At 36.1% G+C, this 19,203-nt stretch carries 22 protein-coding genes and 1 riboswitch; of the genes, 12 read left to right on the top strand and 10 right to left on the bottom strand.

Going from position 1 to position 19,203, the window contains the following annotated elements:
- The first annotated feature begins 10 nt into the window (after window positions 1-10).
- The 3 genes from LMOATCC19117_RS06725 (at window position 11) to pnp (ending at window position 3,780) form a co-directional block, all read left to right on the top strand.
- Complete coding sequence (locus LMOATCC19117_RS06725; RefSeq protein ID WP_003726540.1) at window positions 11-955, top strand: bifunctional riboflavin kinase/FAD synthetase; 945 nt, start codon at window positions 11-13, stop codon at window positions 953-955.
- 136 nt (window positions 956-1,091) lie between these two features.
- Window positions 1,092-1,361: a 30S ribosomal protein S15 gene (rpsO, locus tag LMOATCC19117_RS06730; protein WP_003719603.1), complete on the top strand. Its 270-nt coding sequence runs from the start codon at window positions 1,092-1,094 to the stop codon at window positions 1,359-1,361.
- 247 nt (window positions 1,362-1,608) lie between these two features.
- Window positions 1,609-3,780, top strand: coding sequence for a polyribonucleotide nucleotidyltransferase (gene pnp / locus LMOATCC19117_RS06735; RefSeq protein WP_003727493.1), 2,172 nt, complete (start codon window positions 1,609-1,611; stop codon window positions 3,778-3,780).
- A 38-nt stretch (window positions 3,781-3,818) separates the two neighbouring features.
- Here the strand turns inward: pnp and rsgA are convergent, their stop codons facing one another.
- The 3 genes from rsgA to LMOATCC19117_RS06750 all read right to left on the bottom strand — a co-directional run bounded on the left by rsgA (window position 3,819) and on the right by LMOATCC19117_RS06750 (window position 5,884).
- On the bottom strand, window positions 3,819-4,859 hold the full coding sequence (rsgA, locus tag LMOATCC19117_RS06740) for a ribosome small subunit-dependent GTPase A (RefSeq protein ID WP_003727492.1): 1,041 nt from the start codon (window positions 4,857-4,859) through the stop codon (window positions 3,819-3,821).
- Window positions 4,860-5,020: 161 nt separating this feature from the next.
- Window positions 5,021-5,500, bottom strand: coding sequence for an endolytic transglycosylase MltG (locus tag LMOATCC19117_RS06745; RefSeq protein WP_009917549.1), 480 nt, complete (start codon window positions 5,498-5,500; stop codon window positions 5,021-5,023).
- A gap of 27 nt (window positions 5,501-5,527) precedes the next feature.
- Window positions 5,528-5,884 (bottom strand): hypothetical protein, encoded by a 357-nt coding sequence (locus LMOATCC19117_RS06750; RefSeq protein ID WP_003740295.1) that lies wholly within the window; start codon window positions 5,882-5,884, stop codon window positions 5,528-5,530.
- Window positions 5,885-6,081: 197 nt separating this feature from the next.
- Here LMOATCC19117_RS06750 and rpmG point away from each other — a divergent pair, with 197 nt between their 5' ends.
- The 6 genes from rpmG (at window position 6,082) to LMOATCC19117_RS06780 (ending at window position 10,912) form a co-directional block, all read left to right on the top strand.
- Window positions 6,082-6,231: a 50S ribosomal protein L33 gene (rpmG, locus tag LMOATCC19117_RS06755; protein WP_003719608.1), complete on the top strand. Its 150-nt coding sequence runs from the start codon at window positions 6,082-6,084 to the stop codon at window positions 6,229-6,231.
- 55 nt (window positions 6,232-6,286) lie between these two features.
- Window positions 6,287-6,826, top strand: a complete 540-nt coding sequence (locus LMOATCC19117_RS06760; RefSeq protein WP_003726146.1) for a 5-formyltetrahydrofolate cyclo-ligase — start codon at window positions 6,287-6,289, stop codon at window positions 6,824-6,826.
- A gap of 98 nt (window positions 6,827-6,924) precedes the next feature.
- Window positions 6,925-8,463, top strand: a complete 1,539-nt coding sequence (locus LMOATCC19117_RS06765) for a rhomboid family protein (RefSeq protein WP_003742092.1) — start codon at window positions 6,925-6,927, stop codon at window positions 8,461-8,463.
- 12 nt (window positions 8,464-8,475) lie between these two features.
- Window positions 8,476-8,688 carry a YqgQ family protein gene (locus LMOATCC19117_RS06770; protein WP_003726148.1) on the top strand — a complete coding sequence of 71 codons (213 nt, stop codon included), beginning with the start codon at window positions 8,476-8,478 and terminating at the stop codon, window positions 8,686-8,688.
- A gap of 24 nt (window positions 8,689-8,712) precedes the next feature.
- Window positions 8,713-9,681 carry an ROK family glucokinase gene (locus LMOATCC19117_RS06775; protein ID WP_003726149.1) on the top strand — a complete coding sequence of 323 codons (969 nt, stop codon included), beginning with the start codon at window positions 8,713-8,715 and terminating at the stop codon, window positions 9,679-9,681.
- Window positions 9,682-9,820: 139 nt separating this feature from the next.
- Complete coding sequence (locus LMOATCC19117_RS06780) at window positions 9,821-10,912, top strand: hypothetical protein (RefSeq protein ID WP_003734509.1); 1,092 nt, start codon at window positions 9,821-9,823, stop codon at window positions 10,910-10,912.
- Between the two features lie 17 nt (window positions 10,913-10,929).
- On the opposite strand, the gene LMOATCC19117_RS06785 is transcribed toward LMOATCC19117_RS06780, so the two are convergent.
- The 7 genes from LMOATCC19117_RS06785 to comGA are packed head-to-tail and all read right to left on the bottom strand — an operon-like array spanning window position 10,930 to window position 14,739.
- Window positions 10,930-11,247 carry a hypothetical protein gene (locus LMOATCC19117_RS06785; RefSeq protein WP_003727487.1) on the bottom strand — a complete coding sequence of 106 codons (318 nt, stop codon included), beginning with the start codon at window positions 11,245-11,247 and terminating at the stop codon, window positions 10,930-10,932.
- The gene (gene comGF, locus LMOATCC19117_RS06790; protein ID WP_003727486.1) at window positions 11,244-11,711 is read right to left on the bottom strand and encodes a competence type IV pilus minor pilin ComGF; all 468 of its coding nucleotides are present in this window, start codon (window positions 11,709-11,711) and stop codon (window positions 11,244-11,246) included. Before comGF ends, LMOATCC19117_RS06785 begins: the two co-directional genes overlap by 4 nt.
- Window positions 11,674-11,958 carry a competence type IV pilus minor pilin ComGE gene (gene comGE, locus LMOATCC19117_RS06795; protein ID WP_003726152.1) on the bottom strand — a complete coding sequence of 95 codons (285 nt, stop codon included), beginning with the start codon at window positions 11,956-11,958 and terminating at the stop codon, window positions 11,674-11,676. The genes comGF and comGE overlap by 38 nt, the downstream gene beginning before the upstream one ends.
- Entirely contained in the window at window positions 11,951-12,373 is a 423-nt protein-coding gene (comGD, locus tag LMOATCC19117_RS06800; protein WP_003726153.1) for a competence type IV pilus minor pilin ComGD, read from the bottom strand. Before comGD ends, comGE begins: the two co-directional genes overlap by 8 nt.
- Window positions 12,370-12,693 carry a competence type IV pilus major pilin ComGC gene (gene comGC / locus LMOATCC19117_RS06805; RefSeq protein WP_003732258.1) on the bottom strand — a complete coding sequence of 108 codons (324 nt, stop codon included), beginning with the start codon at window positions 12,691-12,693 and terminating at the stop codon, window positions 12,370-12,372. Before comGC ends, comGD begins: the two co-directional genes overlap by 4 nt.
- A 14-nt stretch (window positions 12,694-12,707) precedes the next feature.
- Window positions 12,708-13,739, bottom strand: coding sequence for a competence type IV pilus assembly protein ComGB (gene comGB, locus LMOATCC19117_RS06810; protein ID WP_003726154.1), 1,032 nt, complete (start codon window positions 13,737-13,739; stop codon window positions 12,708-12,710).
- On the bottom strand, window positions 13,717-14,739 hold the full coding sequence (comGA, locus tag LMOATCC19117_RS06815) for a competence type IV pilus ATPase ComGA (RefSeq protein ID WP_003734508.1): 1,023 nt from the start codon (window positions 14,737-14,739) through the stop codon (window positions 13,717-13,719). Before comGA ends, comGB begins: the two co-directional genes overlap by 23 nt.
- Window positions 14,740-15,102: 363 nt before the next feature.
- Window positions 15,103-15,194, top strand: a riboswitch (glycine riboswitch).
- Window positions 15,195-15,277: 83 nt separating this feature from the next.
- On the opposite strand from comGA, the gene gcvT reads away from it, so the two are divergent.
- Genes gcvT through gcvPB form a run of 3 tightly spaced genes read left to right on the top strand, consistent with a single transcriptional unit; the run spans window position 15,278 to window position 19,191 of the window.
- Entirely contained in the window at window positions 15,278-16,366 is a 1,089-nt protein-coding gene (gcvT, locus tag LMOATCC19117_RS06820) for a glycine cleavage system aminomethyltransferase GcvT (protein WP_003731327.1), read from the top strand.
- Between the two features lie 15 nt (window positions 16,367-16,381).
- Entirely contained in the window at window positions 16,382-17,728 is a 1,347-nt protein-coding gene (gene gcvPA / locus LMOATCC19117_RS06825; RefSeq protein ID WP_003726157.1) for an aminomethyl-transferring glycine dehydrogenase subunit GcvPA, read from the top strand.
- Window positions 17,725-19,191 carry an aminomethyl-transferring glycine dehydrogenase subunit GcvPB gene (gene gcvPB / locus LMOATCC19117_RS06830; protein WP_003731326.1) on the top strand — a complete coding sequence of 489 codons (1,467 nt, stop codon included), beginning with the start codon at window positions 17,725-17,727 and terminating at the stop codon, window positions 19,189-19,191. The genes gcvPA and gcvPB overlap by 4 nt, the downstream gene beginning before the upstream one ends.
- Window positions 19,192-19,203 lie beyond the last annotated feature (12 nt).

Consider the following 19,203-nt stretch of genomic DNA (forward strand, 5'->3'; position numbering starts at 1 on the left):
AGTGGCAAAAATGAAGACGATTTACTTACATCATCCGATTACAACGGACGAGTGGACTGACATAAACAAAGTAATGGCACTTGGCTTTTTCGATGGCGTGCATTTAGGTCATCAAGCTGTCATTAAAAAAGCGAAACAAATTGCTGAAAAAAAAGGCCTTCAAACAGCAGTATTAACTTTTGATCCGCACCCATCCGTTGTTTTAAGTAATATCCGCAAACAAGTGAAATACCTCACACCACTTGAAGATAAAGCGGAAAAAATGGCTGAACTTGGCGTAGATATTATGTATGTAGTTCGCTTTACAACACAGTTTTCCGAGCTATCTCCGCAAGCCTTTGTGGATAATTATTTAGTCGCTTTGCATGTACAGCATGTGGTAGCTGGTTTCGACTATTCTTACGGTAAAAAAGGCGAAGGGAAAATGACTGATTTGGCTAAATATGCTGATGGTCGTTTTGAAGTTACGATTGTTGATAAACAAACTGCTGCAAGTGATAAAATTAGCTCAACAAATATCAGACGTGCGATTATAGAAGGCGAGTTAGAAGAAGCAAATCAACTACTAGGCTATCCATATACAACAAAAGGAACCGTCATTCACGGAGATAAACGAGGTAGAACAATTGGTTTTCCAACAGCGAATATCCGTGTAAATGAAGATTACTTGATTCCGAAACTTGGTGTCTATGCAGTAAAATTTCGCGTGAACGGGGAAACTCATTTGGGGATGGCTAGCATTGGCTACAATATCACGTTTAAAGACGATCAAGCGCTGTCCATTGAAGTATATATTCTAGATTTTCACCGCGAAATTTACGGCGAAGAAGCAGAAATTGAATGGTATCAATTTTTCCGACCAGAACTTAAATTTAATGGGGTAGAAGGTTTGATTGCTCAGTTAGAAAAAGACGAACAAGATACAAGAGCATTTTTTGCTAATTTAGAGGATTAAACGACTATTTCTGCTTGCTTTTAGAGCCTAAATAGTGTATCTTTAAATCTGTACGAACAGAACCATTACTTGGCTTTTGCGACTCACCGACGCTTGGCTCAGTAATTGGGGATATTTTAGAAGGAGGTGGAAAGAAATGGCTTTAACTCAAGAACGCAAAAATGAAATTATTGCAGAGTACCGTGTCCATGATACAGATACTGGTTCACCAGAAGTACAAATCGCTGTATTAACTGCTGAAATCAATAGCTTAAATGAACACGTTCGCGTACACAAAAAAGATCATCACTCTTACCGTGGATTAATGAAAATGGTAGGTCACCGTCGTAACCTATTAACTTACCTACGTAAAAAAGATGTTCAACGTTACCGCGAACTTATCAAACGTTTAGGTTTACGTCGATAAAAACCAGACGAAAGCGGGATACCAAAAGTTCCCGCTTTTTTTTGAGTATTAACTATACTAAATTTTGGAAAACACGCCGAAGAAATGAAACTTTATCGCATGAATCCAAAAACGTGCTTCAAAAATCGCTATTTTTAGCAGGTTTTTGGATTCATGTGTGCTTTAGAAAATCTAAAGTGTGCGTGAACATTCTTATGCATGGTAAAGTTTCTGGTTCGTGTTTTTCCTAATCAAAGGAGATTAAAATATGTCTGAAAAACAAGTATTTTCAACAGAATGGGCAGGTAAGACATTATCTGTCGAAGTAGGTCAATTAGCAAAACAAGCAAGTGGAGCAGCCTTAATTCGTTACGGCGATACGGTCGTTTTAACAGCGGCAGTAGGTTCTAAAAAACCACGTCCAGGCGACTTTTTCCCACTAACAGTTAACTATGAAGAAAAAATGTACTCCGTTGGTAAAGTTCCCGGTGGATTTTTAAAACGTGAAGGACGTCCTAGTGACCGTGCGACATTAACAGCGCGTCTAATTGACCGTCCAATCCGTCCATTATTTGCAGAAGGTTTCCGTAATGAAGTTCAAATTACATCTACTGTTTTCAGTGTGGATCAAGATTGTTCTCCAGAAATGGCAGCAATGCTTGGCTCTTCTGTTGCATTAGTTATTTCCGATATTCCATTTGAAGGACCGATCGCTGGTGTGGATGTGGGTCGTATCGATGGAAAATACGTTATCAACCCAACTATCGAACAAGCAGAAAAAAGTGATATTAGCTTAACCGTTGCAGGAACTTATGATGCAATCAACATGGTAGAAGCTGGAGCGAAAGAAGTTTCAGAAGAAGCAATGCTTGAAGCAATCATGTTCGGTCACGAAGAAATTAAACGTCTTTGTGAATTCCAACAACAAATTATCGCTGCAGTTGGTAAAGAAAAACGCGAAATTGAACTTTTCGTAAGCGATCCTGAACTTGAAGCAGAAGTAAAAGCAGCAAGTGAAGGTAAAATGAAAGCAGCTATCAAAACAGAAGAGAAAAAAGCACGTGAAGCTGCTATTGAAGAAGTAAAAGAAGAAATTTTAGAAAGCTATAAAGCAAAAGAATTAGAAAACGAAGCAGAAATTCTTGGCGAAGTAGCTCATATTCTTGAAATGATCGAAAAAGACGAAATGCGTCGTTTAATTTCTCAAGATAAAATCCGTCCAGATGGTCGTAAAGTAAACGAAATTCGTCCACTTTCTTCTGAAGTTGGTATGCTTCCTCGTGTCCATGGTTCAGGTTTATTCACTCGTGGTCAAACACAAGCTCTAAGTGTATGTACACTGGCACCGCTTCGTGAACACCAAATCATTGATGGTTTAGGGACAGAAGAGTACAAACGCTTTATGCATCATTATAACTTCCCGCAATTTAGTGTTGGGGAAACAGGTCCTCGTCGTGCTCCAGGTCGTCGTGAAATCGGTCACGGTGCATTAGGTGAACGTGCGTTACAATATGTTATTCCTTCCGAAGAGGAATTCCCGTACACAATCCGTTTAGTATCTGAAGTTCTTGAATCTAATGGCTCTAGTTCGCAAGCAAGTATTTGTGGTTCTACACTTGCAATGCTTGATGCTGGTGTTCCAATTAAAGCGCCAGTTGCAGGTATCGCAATGGGTCTTGTCAAACTTGGCGATGATTACACCATTCTTTCTGATATCCAAGGTATGGAAGATCACTTTGGCGATATGGACTTTAAAGTTGCTGGAACAAAAGATGGTATCACAGCACTTCAAATGGACATCAAGATTGATGGCTTAAGCCGCCAAATTTTGGACGAAGCATTAACACAAGCAAAAGAAGGGCGCCTACACATTCTAGAACACTTGACTAGCACAATTAGCGCACCACGTGAAGAACTTTCTGCTTATGCTCCAAAAATCATTACACTTAACATCAAACCTGAGAAAATCAAAGATGTTATTGGACCTGGTGGAAAACAAATCAATGCAATTATTGATGAAACTGGCGTAAAAATTGATATCGAACAAGATGGTACAGTGTACATTGCTTCTCAAGATCAAGCAATGAACCGTAAAGCAATTGCTATCATCGAAGACATCGTTCGTGAAGTGGAAGTGGGAGAAGTTTATACTGGTAAAGTTCGTCGTATCGAAAAATTTGGCGCATTTGTTGAATTATTCAAAGGTACAGATGGCTTAGTTCACATTTCTGAATTAGCACATGAACGTGTTGGTAAAGTAGAAGATATCCTAAAACTAGGTGATGAAGTTACTGTTAAAGTTATCGAAGTAGACCAACAAGGTCGCGTTAACTTATCACGTAAAGCTTTGCTTGAGAAAAAAGAACAACCAGAAGGCGATAAAAAACCACAAGCAGAGAAAAAATTCTATCCTAAAACGAAAAAACCAGAATCTAAATAATACAAAAAGCAAGTAGCCTGAGCTACTTGCTTTTTTTACTATTTTTTTGGACGTGTTTTTAAATGTGTCCGAAGTGATTTTTGAATAACTTTCCAGCGGTCACGTTCTTGTCTTGCGAGAGCAGGGCTATTTTTTCGAGCGTGATAAGCCATTTCTCGCTGCAATTTCAACCAATTTTCGTAGTGTTGCATAGTTAAAGTGCCATCTTCTAATGCTGCTTTTACAGCGCAACCTGGTTCTTGTGTATGAGAGCAATCGTGAAAACGACATCCTTCAGCCAATTCCTCTACATCCGAGAAAGTGGTTTCTAATCCAGCTTGGTTAAAACCAACACCGAATTCACGCATTCCAGGTGTATCAATCACAATCCACCCATTCGTAAGCAAATGCATTTCCCTATGTGTCGTCGTATGTTTTCCTTTACTATCATCTTCGCGGATACCAGCAGTTTTCATTAAATCAGTACCTGCAAGCGAATTAATAAAAGAAGATTTTCCGACACCGGAAGAGCCAAGCAAAACAAGCGTACTATTCGGCTTTAAATCGCGTTCTAAAGCTTCAAAACCATGATGTGATAAATTATCCACATAGTATGCTGGAACGCCATAAGCAACTGTCTCGAGCTGCTGAGCAAAGGCTGTTAAATCCTCCACTAAATCTGCTTTTGTTAAAATGATAATCGGTGTTGCACCACTATCCCAAGCAACCGTCAAATAACGCTCTAATCGATTCAAATTAAAGTCATGATTCAAACTCATCACAATGAGAGCATAATCAAAATTCGCTGCAATCAATTGTTCCTCTGAGTCTTTATTCATCCGAGAAAAGACCGTTTTACGCTCTAGTACAGAGAGTATTTGCGCATCGCTACTGACCTCTACAAAATCACCAACAGCGGGAAGGGAAGTAGAGGATAGTTCATAAAAATTTCCACGTTTCAATGATGCTAAAAATTCTTCATTCTCCGTAATAACGCGATAATAATCTCTAAATACCGCCGTAACTCTACCATAAGAGGAGGTAGCAGCTATCTTTTGTTCTTTAAAAAAATTTGTAAAACCGTATTGTTCTAATGTCAATGTTTTCGCTCCTTTGTAGTTGGGAGCATTCTATAGGTAAAATACCCCCGTATTAATTATGAGGTTTTCCATTTTTACAATTGCCATAATTCATCATCCTTTCTTTCTTAAATAATAACACAAAAAAGGAAACAAGCTCTAGACTTATTTCCTTTTTTGTATTAATTTTTATGCGTTAAAATTTTAGCAATCGTTTCATAGCTCATATCACTTTTGAGATTATAACTACCATCACGAATGTACTTTTCATAATTATTATCTCGTAAATATTTATCAAAATCTGAAGCACTTTTAATAATACCATTTGCTTGAAGTTCGTCACCAGCTTTAGAAGAAGGATCTCCTTTAGAAATCTTTAAAGTATAACTTTTTACTTTTTTTGCTTCTTCTGCTTTCTTTTTAGCATCTTCTTCAGCCTTTTTCTTTGCTTCAGCTTCCGTTGCTTTGTCCACTTCTTGCTGAGCTAATAATTTTTCGTATTTATTTTTCCATGTGCTTGAATTTTCATCAGAACCAGCTTTTGTTGATGCGGCTTTTGTTTCATCTGCTTTGGTCTGTGTGGAGAAAAACTGGTTATACACCAGTAAGACAACAGCAGATATTAAGAAACCTAGCGCCAACATCCGTAAGTTTTTCTTCACAGATAGGCTCCTCCTTTAAAATTTAAATCAATGTTTTAAATATTCTTCAATGATTTTTTCCACTTCTTCTTTAGGTAAAGATGACTGTTCAGCAATTTCTGAAGTTACGATTCCAGAAGTATAAAGTGTAATCACTTGTTTTTTCATTAATTCACGAACTTTCGGGCTATCAGGAACTTGCTCAGCTTCAATGCTTGGGCTATCCATTTTCATTGCTTTTTCTAGTTCAGAGATACGTTGTTTTAGTTCAAAGTTTTCTTGCATCCACTGAGCAGCAACATCTTCCAGTTCTTTTTCTAATTGTTTATTGTCACCCTTTTGTAGAAATGAAATAACAAACAGCGCAATAGCAGCAATTAGTAAGATAATTATGACTGTGGTCATGGGTTTTATACACACCTCTCTTCCATAAACTCTACTACTAGTTATAGCATAATTTACCTCAAAACACCATCCGAAATAAGGTTTTGTAAAGAAAATAAAAAGAAAATGCATAGAGTCCTTGCAACAACTGATTAAAAATGATATTATTATACAGGTTTAGTAAATAAATTCGTCAGTCGGAGTTGGAGGGAAAAATAATGCGCGTTAATATTACTTTAGAATGCACTGAATGCGGTGATCGTAATTACATCACTACTAAAAATAAGCGTGAAAATCCGGAACGTATTGAATTAAAAAAATATTGTCCAAGATTACGCCGTGTAACTTTACACCGCGAAACTAAGTAAGCAGCAGGATCTCCATTCTGTTGCTTTTTTTATTAACAAAAAGGGGGAAGCCAAAATGGAAGACAAACGACTGATACGCGAGAAAATCTTACGGAATTTGAATAGCCTTGATAGAGTAGAACATCGCGAACGTTCTATTAGATTAGCGGAAAAACTATTTTTATTACCAGAATGGGAAAATGCAAAGGTTGTTGGTATCACATTAGCAAGACACCCTGAAATCGAAACAGAAGCAATCATCCTACAAGCAAAAAAAGAAGGGAAAACCATTTTAATTCCAAAAACATATTATCCTAGCAAAAAAATGGAGTTTAAAAAGATGGATTCGATACATCCTTTAATAAAATCTAAGTTTGGTATTTTAGAACCAAATGAATTAGCAGAAACAGTTGATAAAAAAGTAATTGACTTACTAATTGTTCCTGGAGTTGCCTTTAATAAAGATCATTATAGAATCGGTTTTGGCGGAGGATTTTACGATAGATTTTTAACGGATTTTCAAGGACATACAGTGTCCTTGTACCTTTATGAACAACAAATAGAGTTTACACCTGAAAAGCATGACGAACCAGTTTCTATTTTAATTGGAGGATAAGGAAAAATAATTCTATAGAAAATAGGGTGGATTGTTTACAACACCCTTTTTTTTGCGTATAGTAGTAAATATAATTTGTAATGAAAGCAGGGAATTTTTTGAGCTTCCAAGAACAATATGTCTTCTGGCGCCTAACTAATTATTTCTTGGGTGTTGAAAAATACCGTTTAATCCATCTTCACGAGGAGAAACAAGAACTTTGGTTGGAAAATACAAGCCAGAAAAAAAGACCAGTCATCCGTATACAGATGAAAGAATTAAGTTGGGCTAATGTGGTGGAACGCGATGTGACACACACTTTACACGTTACCGAAAATCTTCGTAAGCAAATGGGGCGCTTGAAATTGCCTCTTGTGAATATTTATATAACACCATTTGAACCAATGGGTGATATTTCGCCTTTTTTTGGGCAGTCAATTGCTTCTCCAAATGAAAAAGTGAAATTAGAAAATATTTTACTCGCGAACGAACAAATGAGAGATCATCTAGACACACTCGTTAAAACTTTAGAATTACCAGAAGAAGCATTTGTTCTTCCAAATGAAATAACGAAAGAGCTAGTAGCAAAAGAACGAGAGCAAGTAATCGCGTATATTACTACTAAAGTAAATGAAGAACAAAAAGTTGCTAGGAATTCAAAACCAATAGTTACGTATACGTTCATTGGTCTTTTGGTTGTAGCGTTTTTGTGGCTTTCTTTCCAAGGTGGAACTACCAATTCATTTAACTTAATTAAATGGGGCGGGAAATTCAACCCACTTATATATGCTGGGGAATGGTGGCGCTTTATTTCACCGATTTTTCTTCATAGTGGATTAATGCATTTAGCTTCCAATGCAGTTATGCTTTATATTGTAGGTGCTTGGGCAGAGCGTATTTATGGTAAATGGCGATATGTTCTAATTCTTCTCTTAGGAGGAATATGCGGAAACATAGCCAGTTTTGCATTAAATATGAATTTATCTGTTGGTGCAAGTACTGCAGTATTTGCAGTAATGGGCGCGTTACTTTATTTGGTTGTTTTAAAACCAAATCTTTATGCAAAAACAATTGGCGTCAGTATCGCGTCACTTGTCGCAATTAATTTGTTAATTGATGTATTTTCTAGTCAGATTGATATTGCTGGACATATTGGTGGTCTTGTAGGTGGTTTCTTGCTTGCCGGAGCATTATCGTTACCAAAACAATTTTTCCATTGGCGACGACTTGCATATGGCATTTCACTTTTTGGTGTAGCTGTTTTATTTTTGTATTTTGGCTACCAAAAAGGAGAACAACCATATGATCCGATGCAGGCTAATGTAGCAGTACAACAATACCTTCAAGAACAAAATAAAAAAGAAGCAACCAAGATTACCGATAATTTAATTTCTAGCGGAAGTGCTGACGGCTATTCATATACGTATGCTGCATCTATCGCTTTACAAGATAAGCAAATAGACAAAGCAGAAACAATGGCTAAAGAAGCAATTAATATCGACAAAGACATCCCAGAAGCTCATTATTATTTATCTGTTTGCTATAGAGTAAAAGGCGATATGCCAAATGCAATTAAAGAAGCGAACAGTGCTAGAGAGTTATCCAGCAATCCATTTTTTGATTCTTATTACGATGAGTTAGAAAAAATCAAAGAATAAGAGGTTTTTAATGTGAAAACAGTTTATGATGTTGCCCAATTACTAAGAAAGCATGGCATTATTGTTTATTTAGGAAAACGACAATATGACATCGAAATGATGGAATATGAGATAACAGAACTTTTTAAACATAATATTTTAGATAGAGAAACTTTTGCTAGAGCTAGAAGTATATTGAAACAAGAATTAATTAAAGAACAACGAAAAAATAGTAGTTTAAATTAAATTGATTATAAGGAGAACAGCAGAATGAACAAAAAATTAATTGGTGTAGATTTAGGCGGGACAACAGCAAAATTAGCTATTTTAACAAAAGAAGGCGACATTGAAGAAAAATGGACAATTGATACAAATATTGAAGATAAGGGCGCCCACATTGTTAAAAACATTGGGGATTCTATCAATCAAAAATTAACGGACTTACAACTGGATAATGATATTTTTTATGGTATTGGTATGGGAACTCCAGGTACTGTAAATTATGAAACAGGTACTGTAAAAGGTGCGTACAACTTAGGCTGGGCAGATGAACAAAATGTTAGTCAAGATTTAGAAAATATTACTGGTTTAAAAATCATATTAGATAATGATGCTAATGTTGCCGCTCTTGGTGAACGCTGGAAAGGCGCAGGCGAAGGTGGGGCTAATGTCGTTTTCGTAACACTTGGAACAGGCGTTGGCGGGGGAATTTTCGCAGAAGGCAAAATTTTACATGGTATTCGCGGAGCAGCTGGTGAAATTGGGCATGTAACAGTAGTTCCTGAGAATGGTTATGATTGTACCTGTGGCAAAAAAGGCTGTTTAGAAACTGTCGCATCAGCAACAGGAATCGTTCGAGTAGCGAAAGATTTAGCGAAAGAGTATACTGGTAAATCCGCACTTAAAGATGCAATAAATAACGATGAAACAATTACTTCTAAATTGATTTTTGAACTAGGAGCAGAAGATGATGCTTTAGCAAATGAAACAATTGATAAAATTTCTTTCTATTTGGCTTTAGCGCTCAGTCATATTGGAAACATGTTAAATCCAGAGAAGATTATTATTGGTGGTGGCGTTTCAGCAGCAGGCGATCAATTATTAACACCGGTTAAAACTTATTTTGAGACAATGGTTTTCCCAGCTGTTAAAGAATCCACTAAATTATCTATTGCGACAAAAGGGAATGACGCAGGGATAATTGGAGCTGCATGGTTAGCGCTACCAAGTGAAGATTAATATTAATATTAATTTGTATAAGCTACAATAACACTCCATTATTGTAGCTTGTTTTATAAAGCTAATCTTTCTATAACGCATTGTTTTAGCTTCCTTTGAAAAGGGTAAAATTTTAGCATAGAGAGATTGGAGGCCAGAGATGAAAAAATCAAATGTTTTTTTGCTGATTACCTTATTAGTCGGATTGGTTTTTATCTCTTTTGGTTGCTCGGAGGAAAAAGAAACGCCAAAAAAGACTGCAAAAGAAGTACAAGGTGTTCAAATCAAAACCAAAGAATTCCAGCGAGTAGTTGGTTGGTTGTCAAAAGATTCTGTTTTGCTGCAAACCAAAAAATCTGGAGTTACGTATTTTGAAGAATTGAATATTTACAATGAAAAGAAAAGACCAATCTTTAATACGAAGGAATCTATTTCTGAAGTGCAAATTAGTCCAGATTATCGAAACATCTTACTTTATTCTGCTGAATCAGCTGAAAAAGCCACGATGCGAATAATCGCTTTGAATGATGGTTCAACTGTTGCTTCACGTTCAACAAAACCTCTGACGACGACATTTTATTGGAATGATGAGTCACCTGAAAAAATCATGTTTGTCTCATATAGTCCAGAATGGAATTTTCAAATAGAAAATTGGGACTATACGTTGAGTCAACTGGATAAAATAGATGTCACGTCACCTTTTATTTCCTGGTACGGAGATAATTTGGTGATTTCGAACAATAAAGACAAACCGGATGATGAATTAGGAAACCTTTATTTACAAGACATTAGAGATAACGCTACTAAAAATTTAATTGTAGCTAATATTATGCAATTTGCTGTTCACGATAATGTACTGCTTACTATTGAAAAAAACTCTGATGAAAAATTATTATACGATTTTAGAACACTGGGATTTCAAAATTTCTTTTCGTATAATGCTGCACGAGAATACGATGAATTAGGGACTTTTGTTCCGTATTTTGATACAAATTTTGATAAGAATACTTTTCTAACATTTGTTCCATATAAAAGCGCTAAAATTGGCAGCGGAGCAAAAGAGTATAAGTTAGTAAAAATTGATCCAACGAACAAAAAAGAATCGACTATCTTGGAATTAATGGATAACCAACCTATTTTATCTTATGAAAAAGGGGATTTAGTTCTCTATGGTTATTTATTTGATAAGGTAATCGATACGAAAACAGGTAAAATGTATAATTTAATTAATACACCAACTAAATCTTTTTAAAACAACGAGTTCCTTCTTTAAGGGCTCGTTGTTTTTGCTAATGTATAGCCGTTTTCTAGTGTGATTTGACAGTTGAATTCTGTTAGTTGATTATCCGTCGCCTGGCAATCTATCTTTGCGCCTTTGAAATTTATTTTAAATTGATGTGAAAGTGAGGTTGTTTCCTTAATTTCTATGAAAGCTAAATTTAGTTTAGTGGAGGCTAAATAATAATTTTGAATCATTTTTTCATATTGTATTTGTGTCTTAAAGATAGAAGCAGTACCAGTAACGATTAAAATTGAAATAAGCGCAATGAAAATGGTAAATGGGAGCGTAAATGCATTAGTCTTCATGGATTGGATACCACTTCTGGTAATGCGAATACAGATGTATATATCTGAGTATTAGAGTCTTGCACCGTTAAATGAAGTTGTTTTTCTTTCTTGATTAATTGATAATCTTTCACATTAGTAAGCAATGGTTCATGTCCTTTTCCATTTACTTGTCGACGAACTAAATCATTATATTTGGAATAGGTGATAAGATCTTTGCCATTACTAAAAGAAAGCTTATTCCTATCAATCTGAATATTAGTCGCTTTTTCTAATTCTAGACGAGTTTGAATGAGAAAAAGTTGCCATTCTGTTGTCTGATCAATGTTACTAATCTGGATAGTCTTGTTATAGCATTGAAAAAATAATGGAATGAGCGAGCTAATACTTAAAATGATCGTAATAGACAAGATTGTTTCAAGAAGAGTGAAAGCAGGTGAGCCATTTCTAAAAGATACATTTTTCTTCCGATTTATTTTTTGCACAAATTTGGATACCTCCTTGATAATGGAAACTTTCGATACGTTCATCCTTAAAGTTAACTGGAACGCTTTTGTGCCGTAATAGTTCGCTATGTTCGTAAATTTCTTGATAGACTCTGCTAGTTTCTTTTTGATAGTCTAGTTTTTCAAAAATAGTCATTGCTGTGGGTAATAGAAAACTACAAACCATTGAAAAAAGGAGAAGTGAAACCATGCTTTCAACTAAAGAGAATCCGTTAATTTTATTCAATTCTAAAACGCCCCTTTCCGATTTGAAATATTAGCTTGTAGTTATTTGTCGAACTTGTCAGGTGAATTGTTGAAAAACGATTAATGGATCCATCTGTACTCGAGAAACGAAAATTTCCTATTTTTGGTTGTGTTAAAGTTAACGTCTGTGAGAATGGAAGGATAGCAAGTGTTTTTGAGTTAGTATATGTGATGAGTTGGTTTCTCATTGGATCAAATGAAATAAACGTATCTTGCTTTGTTGCTACAGCATTTATTTGCGCATAGTAAATGGTGGCTTTTATTTCTTCTAGTAGTTGTTTCTCCCTAAGCGTGGATAATGTACTTGAAATAGGAAAGATGGTTAATGTGATTAGTGTAAAGCTGATAGTTAGTACAAGTAACATTTCTAATAAAGTAAATCCATTTATTTTCATTTTTTCTCAGAAACATTTCCTGAGCTATCTATCTTGATGCTATTTCCATTAGGACAAGATTTTTGGTTAGCTTTTAGATAACCTCCACTTACTAAATCAGCTACAGAAGGGATTGAATTTTTATCTAATTGGTAGGACTGAACTTGACCTTGAACCATTGAAATAAAGGCCTCGCATCCTTTATCGTTGATTGACTTACTTTGTGATACTATGTTGGGAATAGTAAGGAGTAACAAAACACTAACCACTAACAATACAATTAACATCTCCACCAAAGTAAAGCCTCGCTCATCTCGCCAATCAATTTTCTTTTTAAACATTAAAACTCCTCCTTTTAAATTTGATTTACCATAGAAAACATGGGATATAAAATGGATAAATAAATGGATACAATTAAAATACCAATAACAATAAAAACAATTGGTTGGATAAATGAAAATAATTTTTCGGTCTTTTGAAGTGATTTCTGATGACATAAGTTATAATAAAATAAAAATTCTTCTGCTAAATTACCATTTTTTTCACCGTGGATAGCAATGTAATAAAGTTCTCTTTCAAATATAGGCATTTTTTCTAGTGCTTTTGTTAGTGATAATCCTTGTTCAAGCGTAGGAAGGATTTGCCTGGCGATTGCTTGAAAGAATGCGGGCGATTCTTCTTGCGCGAAGAGGTGCATAATATGCGTTATAGATAAACCGCTTTTCAGCAGATATCCAAGTTCGCGCGAAAGGTATTGCGAATAATGAATTCTTGAAAATTGGCGAATATATGGAATTCGACAATAAAAATAAGCTCGGTCGTAAGCATTTTTTTGCTTTTGTTTTCGAATAAGGAAACTGAAGATTAGAAAAAGGCTAAGTAAAAAAATTCCTAATAAAACTGGAATTTTTTCAAGCAGGAAATAAGTGAATTTAGTTCCGACTGTGCCGTTAGTTGATAATTGTGTAAATAAAAGTTCGAATTTAGGTAAGAGAAAAATTCGAAGCAAGAAGAACACCAGAATAACAGTAGAGAATAAGACTAGTGGATATTGGAAGGTCTTCATTAATGCGTTTTTTTCCTCCGCTTTTCTTTTCATATGGACGCCGGTTTCGTGAATTGTTTGCAAAAAGTAACCGTGACTAGAAGCATAATGAAGTTGTGAACAAATGAATTCAGGAAATCCGTTTTTTGAAAGAGCATAGGAAAAAGAATTTCCGTTTGCAAGTGAAGTGATAATTTGTTCATATCTTTTGCGATATTTGGGCGAAGTAATGCTTAAATAGCTAATGGTCGCATCTAATGAGAATCCCTTTTCGAGTAAACTGGCAACTCTAATTAAAAATTCTCCGTCCTCTTTCCAATTAGTGCGCTGAAAAAAAACCATAGGCAACTCCTTTCTCGAATGTTCTTTTAATAGGGTATTTAGGCTTAATCTGCTGTTTATTAGATTGGAAATAGGCTTTTATCTCTTGTTGCGTAAGAACTTCATAGATAGCTGTTCTTTTTCGGTGCAAATGTGTACAAAAGGGATGGCATTTTTCTCCGCAGAAGGTGCAAACTAGGTGTGTCAGCTTCTGAAAACTGATTCCTAGTAAGCATTGCGCTAATTCTTCTGAGCTAATACCGAATTCAAGTAATCTTAATAAAACTCCGTAAGCATCTCCGGCATGAACCGTGCTTAAAACTAAGTGACCGGTTAATGCAGCACGAACAACTATTTTAGCGGTTTCTGCATCGCGTATTTCCCCGATAATTAAAATATCAGGATCATGGCGTAAGACGGAGCGAATGATTGGTGCATAGGTAATGCTTGCCTTTTCGTTCACTTCGATTTGGAGAAAGCCGGGAGAATGATGTTCAACAGGATCTTCAATTGTAATGATTTGCATTTCATCTTTATTTTCTATAGAAGAAACAAGGCTATACATAGAACTGGACTTACCACTACCTGTGCTACCGGAAAAAAGAAACAAGCCTGTTTGGTTTTTACACTGTTGTTGAATTTGATTAGTGGATCTAGGAAAAACACTAGATTTTAAAAATGGGATAGGGTACTTGTAACGAAAAATTCGAATGACCATGCTTTCATGAAAATCTTTGCTAGGCATAGTAGAAAGCCGTATAGCAATTTTTTCTGTGTTTGTATTTTTTTCAAAGCTACCAGATTGAGGTCGTCTTTTTTCGCTTATATCCAAAGCTGCTTGGAATTTAAGAAAAGATATTAACTTTTCCCCTACATCTATTGGAAGGTAAAGAAGCGGAATCAATGTCCCGTTTACCCGAAGACGGAGTAAGTAACGGTTTGAGAGTGGATGAATATGAACATCACTTGCATGGACACGTAATGCTTGAGTTATGATGTGTTCTGTCATTTTTTGCGGCATAAGAACCTCCTTACAAGTCATATTCCTCAAAAGTAAACAAAATCCTTTGTGTCCCAATCTTTCACAAAAACGAAAATAGTATTTTCTAAATGCAAAAGTAGCATTTCAAGCTAAAATAATATTGAAAGTGGTATTTTAGAAGCAAATAAGTGAATAAAAAATTTTTTTCGATTTTGATGATTTTCACAATCTATGTGCAATGAATAACAAGCGTATAATTAAACGGTAATATCGCAATAAAGCCCTTACATTCCGAACCAATATCAAAAATAAAGAAAATTTAAGCTTTAAAACTAATTATTTGCCGAACAATACAACTCATGATAAGCTATAGAAAAGGCAAATACATAATAGAATTAGCGGGTGAATGTAAGCAGAGAGACTGCGAAAAGCGGCGCCGACGGGGAAAGCATGTATTATGTGAAACTCTCAGGCAAAAGGATGTTTACGGGACGCAACTCTGGAGTCATTTTTGTGTTACGACAGGGCTTATGAACCATATAAGCCTTTTTGTTATGTGAAAAAGGAGGATATAATTATGACAGAGTTACTAAAAACACCGATTCATCCACTTTATGCAAAATATGGTGCGAAAACCATTGATTTTGGTGGATGGGATTTACCGGTACAATTTGCTGGTATAAAAGCAGAACATGAGGCCGTGCGAACTGATGCAGGGCTATTTGATGTGTCTCACATGGGAGAAATTCTAGTAAAAGGACCGGATAGTACTTCTTATTTACAGTATTTGTTAACCAATGACATTGAAAAAATAAAAATCGGAAAAGCACAATATAATATTATGTGCTATGAAACTGGTGGAACAGTGGACGATTTAGTAGTTTACAAGAAATCAGAAACGGAATACATACTTGTTGTCAATGCAGCAAATACGGATAAGGATTTTGAATGGATGGTTAAAAATATTCGCGGGGATGTTTCTGTTACCAATGTATCTTCGGAATATGGACAATTAGCACTTCAAGGGCCAAACGCAGAAAAAATTCTCGCAAAACTAACGGATGTAGATTTAAGTTCGATTAGCTTCTTTGGATTTGTGGAGGATGCGGATGTAGCAGGAGTGAAAACAATCATTTCAAGAAGTGGCTATACTGGAGAAGATGGATTTGAAATTTATATGCCAAGCGCTGATGCAGGAAAAGTTTTTGAGGCAATTTTAGCTGAAGGAGTAGCTCCAATTGGTTTAGGTGCACGGGATACATTGCGCTTAGAGGCGGTACTTGCGCTTTATGGGCAAGAATTGAGCAAGGACATTACACCACTTGAAGCAGGGCTTAATTTTGCTGTTAAATTAAAAAAAGAAGCAGATTTTATAGGTAAAGAAGCGCTTATTAAACAAAAAGAAGCAGGGCTGAATAGAAAACTAGTTGGTATTGAATTAATTGAACGAGGTATTCCGCGTCACGATTATCCAGTATTTCTAAATGAGGAAGAAATTGGCATTGTGACTTCTGGTACCCAATCACCCACACTTGGAACAAATATTGGTCTTGCTCTAATTGATACAGCTTACACAGAAATAGGTCAAGAAGTAGAAGTAGGTATAAGAAACAAAAAAGTAAAAGCGAAAATAGTACCAACACCATTTTATAAACGCGCAAAGTAAAAAGGAGGAAGTAATATGGCAAAACATCGTTATTTACCAATGACAGAGCAAGATGAAAAGGAAATGCTTGATGTAATAGGGGTTAAGTCAATTGATGACTTATTTCAAGATATTCCAGAAAAAATTAGATTTAAACGAGATTATGATTTAAAACCAGCAAAATCTGAACCTGCACTTTTACGCGAATTATCGAAACTTGCTTCTAAAAATGCTAATACTACTGAATATGCGTCTTTTTTAGGGGCTGGAGTTTATAGTCATTACATTCCAACTGTAGTCGATCACGTTATTTCTCGCTCAGAATTTTATACAGCATATACGCCTTATCAACCTGAAATTTCGCAAGGAGAGTTGCAGGCAATCTTTGAATTCCAAACGATGATTGCGGAACTTACTGGAATGGACTTGGCTAATTCCTCTATGTATGATGGTGGAACAGCGCTTGCAGAAGCAGCGATGCTAGCAAGTGGACATACAAAGCGCAAAAAAATTCTCATTTCCGGAGCTGTTCACCCGGAAAGTAGCAATGTTTTAAAAACCTATGCAACTGGCCAACACATTGAAGTAGAAGTTATTCCAGAACTAGATGGAAAAACAGACATTGAGGCGCTAAAAAAAGCTCTTTCAGATGATATTGCGGGTTTTGTTGTACAATATCCAAACTTCTATGGACAAGTGGAACCTTTGGCTGAACTTGAAAAATTAGTGCATGAAAATAATTCTTTATTACTTGTATCGAGCAATCCGTTGTCTCTAGGTTTGTTAACACCACCAGGAGAATTTGGTGCAGATATTGTTGTGGGTGATTCGCAAGTATTTGGTATCCCAGAATCATTTGGTGGACCGCATTGTGGATTCTTTGCAGTAACAAATAAATTAATGCGTAAAGTTCCTGGACGTTTAGTTGGGGAAACCGTAGACGAGAACGGGAAGCGCGGGTATGTACTAACATTACAAGCACGCGAACAACATATTCGCCGTGATAAAGCGACGTCTAATATTTGTTCCAATCAAGCATTGAATGCATTAGCTTCTTCTGTCGCAATGGCAACCCTTGGAAAAACAGGTCTTGTAGAAATGGCAAAACAAAACTTAGATAAATCTCATTATGCCAAACAAAAATTCCGTGAAAAAGGCTTTGAAGTTCTATTTTCAGATGGCTTTTTCAATGAATTTGTTGTAAAACTTTCGAAACCAATCAAAGAAGTGAATGAATCACTTTTAGATGAAGGGATTATTGGTGGGTATGACCTTGGTTTTTATGAGGAAAAATATGAAAACCATATGCTTGTAGCTGTTACTGAAATGCGGACAAAAGAGGAAATTGATGCCTTTGTGGCGAGCTTGGAGGGTGCAAAATGAATTTAGAAGAAACGATGCCATTAGTGTTTGAACGTTCTATTCCAGGAAGAATTGGCTTTAGTTTACCAGAAAGCGATGTTCCAGAAACAAAAGCCAGTGATTATTTTGAACAAGCGTATATTCGTTCTGTACCAGCAGATTTGCCTGAATTAAGCGAGCTTGAAATCATGCGTCATTATACCAATTTATCCAATCATAACTTTGGTGTTGATTCTGGTTTTTATCCGCTTGGCTCTTGTACGATGAAATATAACCCAAAAATCAATGAAAAAGTTGCACGCTTTCCTGGTTTCGCTAATATCCATCCAAACCAACCAGAAAGCTCTGTCCAAGGCGCGCTAGAACTACTGTATGATTTGCAAACAAGCTTAGTTGAAATTACAGGAATGGATGAAGTAACGCTACAACCAGCTGCTGGAGCACACGGAGAATGGACGGGATTAATGCTCATTCGTGCATTCCATGAAAAGAATGGGGATACAAAACGAACAAAAGTAATCATCCCAGACTCTGCACATGGAACAAACCCTGCATCTGCAGCAGTAGCGGGCTTCGATGTTGTCACGGTGAAATCGAATGAAAAAGGACTTGTCGATGTAGCTGATTTGAAAAAAGTAGTAGGCGAAGACACGGCCGCACTAATGCTCACAAACCCAAATACACTTGGTCTTTTTGAAAAAGATATTGTTGAAATGGCGGAAATTGTTCATGAAGCTGGCGGGAAATTGTACTATGATGGTGCCAATTTAAATGCTATTATGGCGAAAGTTAGACCAGGAGACATGGGCTTTGATGTTGTTCATTTGAATTTACACAAAACATTTACTGGTCCTCACGGTGGTGGCGGTCCTGGTTCTGGCCCAATTGGCGTGAAAAAGGAATTAATACCATTCTTACCAACACCAGTCCTTACGAAAAAAGAAGAAGGATACTCGTTTGATTATAACTATCCTGACTCTATTGGACGAGTGAAACCTTATTATGGCAACTTCGGCATCAATGTTCGCGCGTATACGTATATTCGCACAATGGGTCCGGATGGCTTGAAATTGGTGACAGAATATGCCGTTTTAAATGCCAACTATATGATGCGTAAACTGCAAGAAGCCTATGATTTACCATTTGATCAAGTTTGTAAACACGAATTTGTTTTAAGTGGTAATAGACAGAAGAAACTTGGCGTAAGAACTGTTGATATTGCGAAACGATTGCTAGATCACAATTTCCATCCGCCAACAGTTTATTTTCCGCTAATTGTTGGTGAAGCAATCATGATTGAACCGACTGAAACAGAATCGAAAGAAACTCTAGATTCTTTCATTGATACGATGTTAAAAATTGCGAAAGAAGCGGAAGAAAATCCTGAAATCGTCCAAGAAGCGCCACATAGCACCTATGTGAAACGACTAGACGAAACACGCGCTGCTAGAAAACCGATTTTACGTTATCAAAAAGAAGTATAAAAAAAACCTTGC

This window comes from Listeria monocytogenes ATCC 19117, from assembly GCF_000307025.1.
Lineage (GTDB): Bacteria > Bacillota > Bacilli > Lactobacillales > Listeriaceae > Listeria > Listeria monocytogenes_B.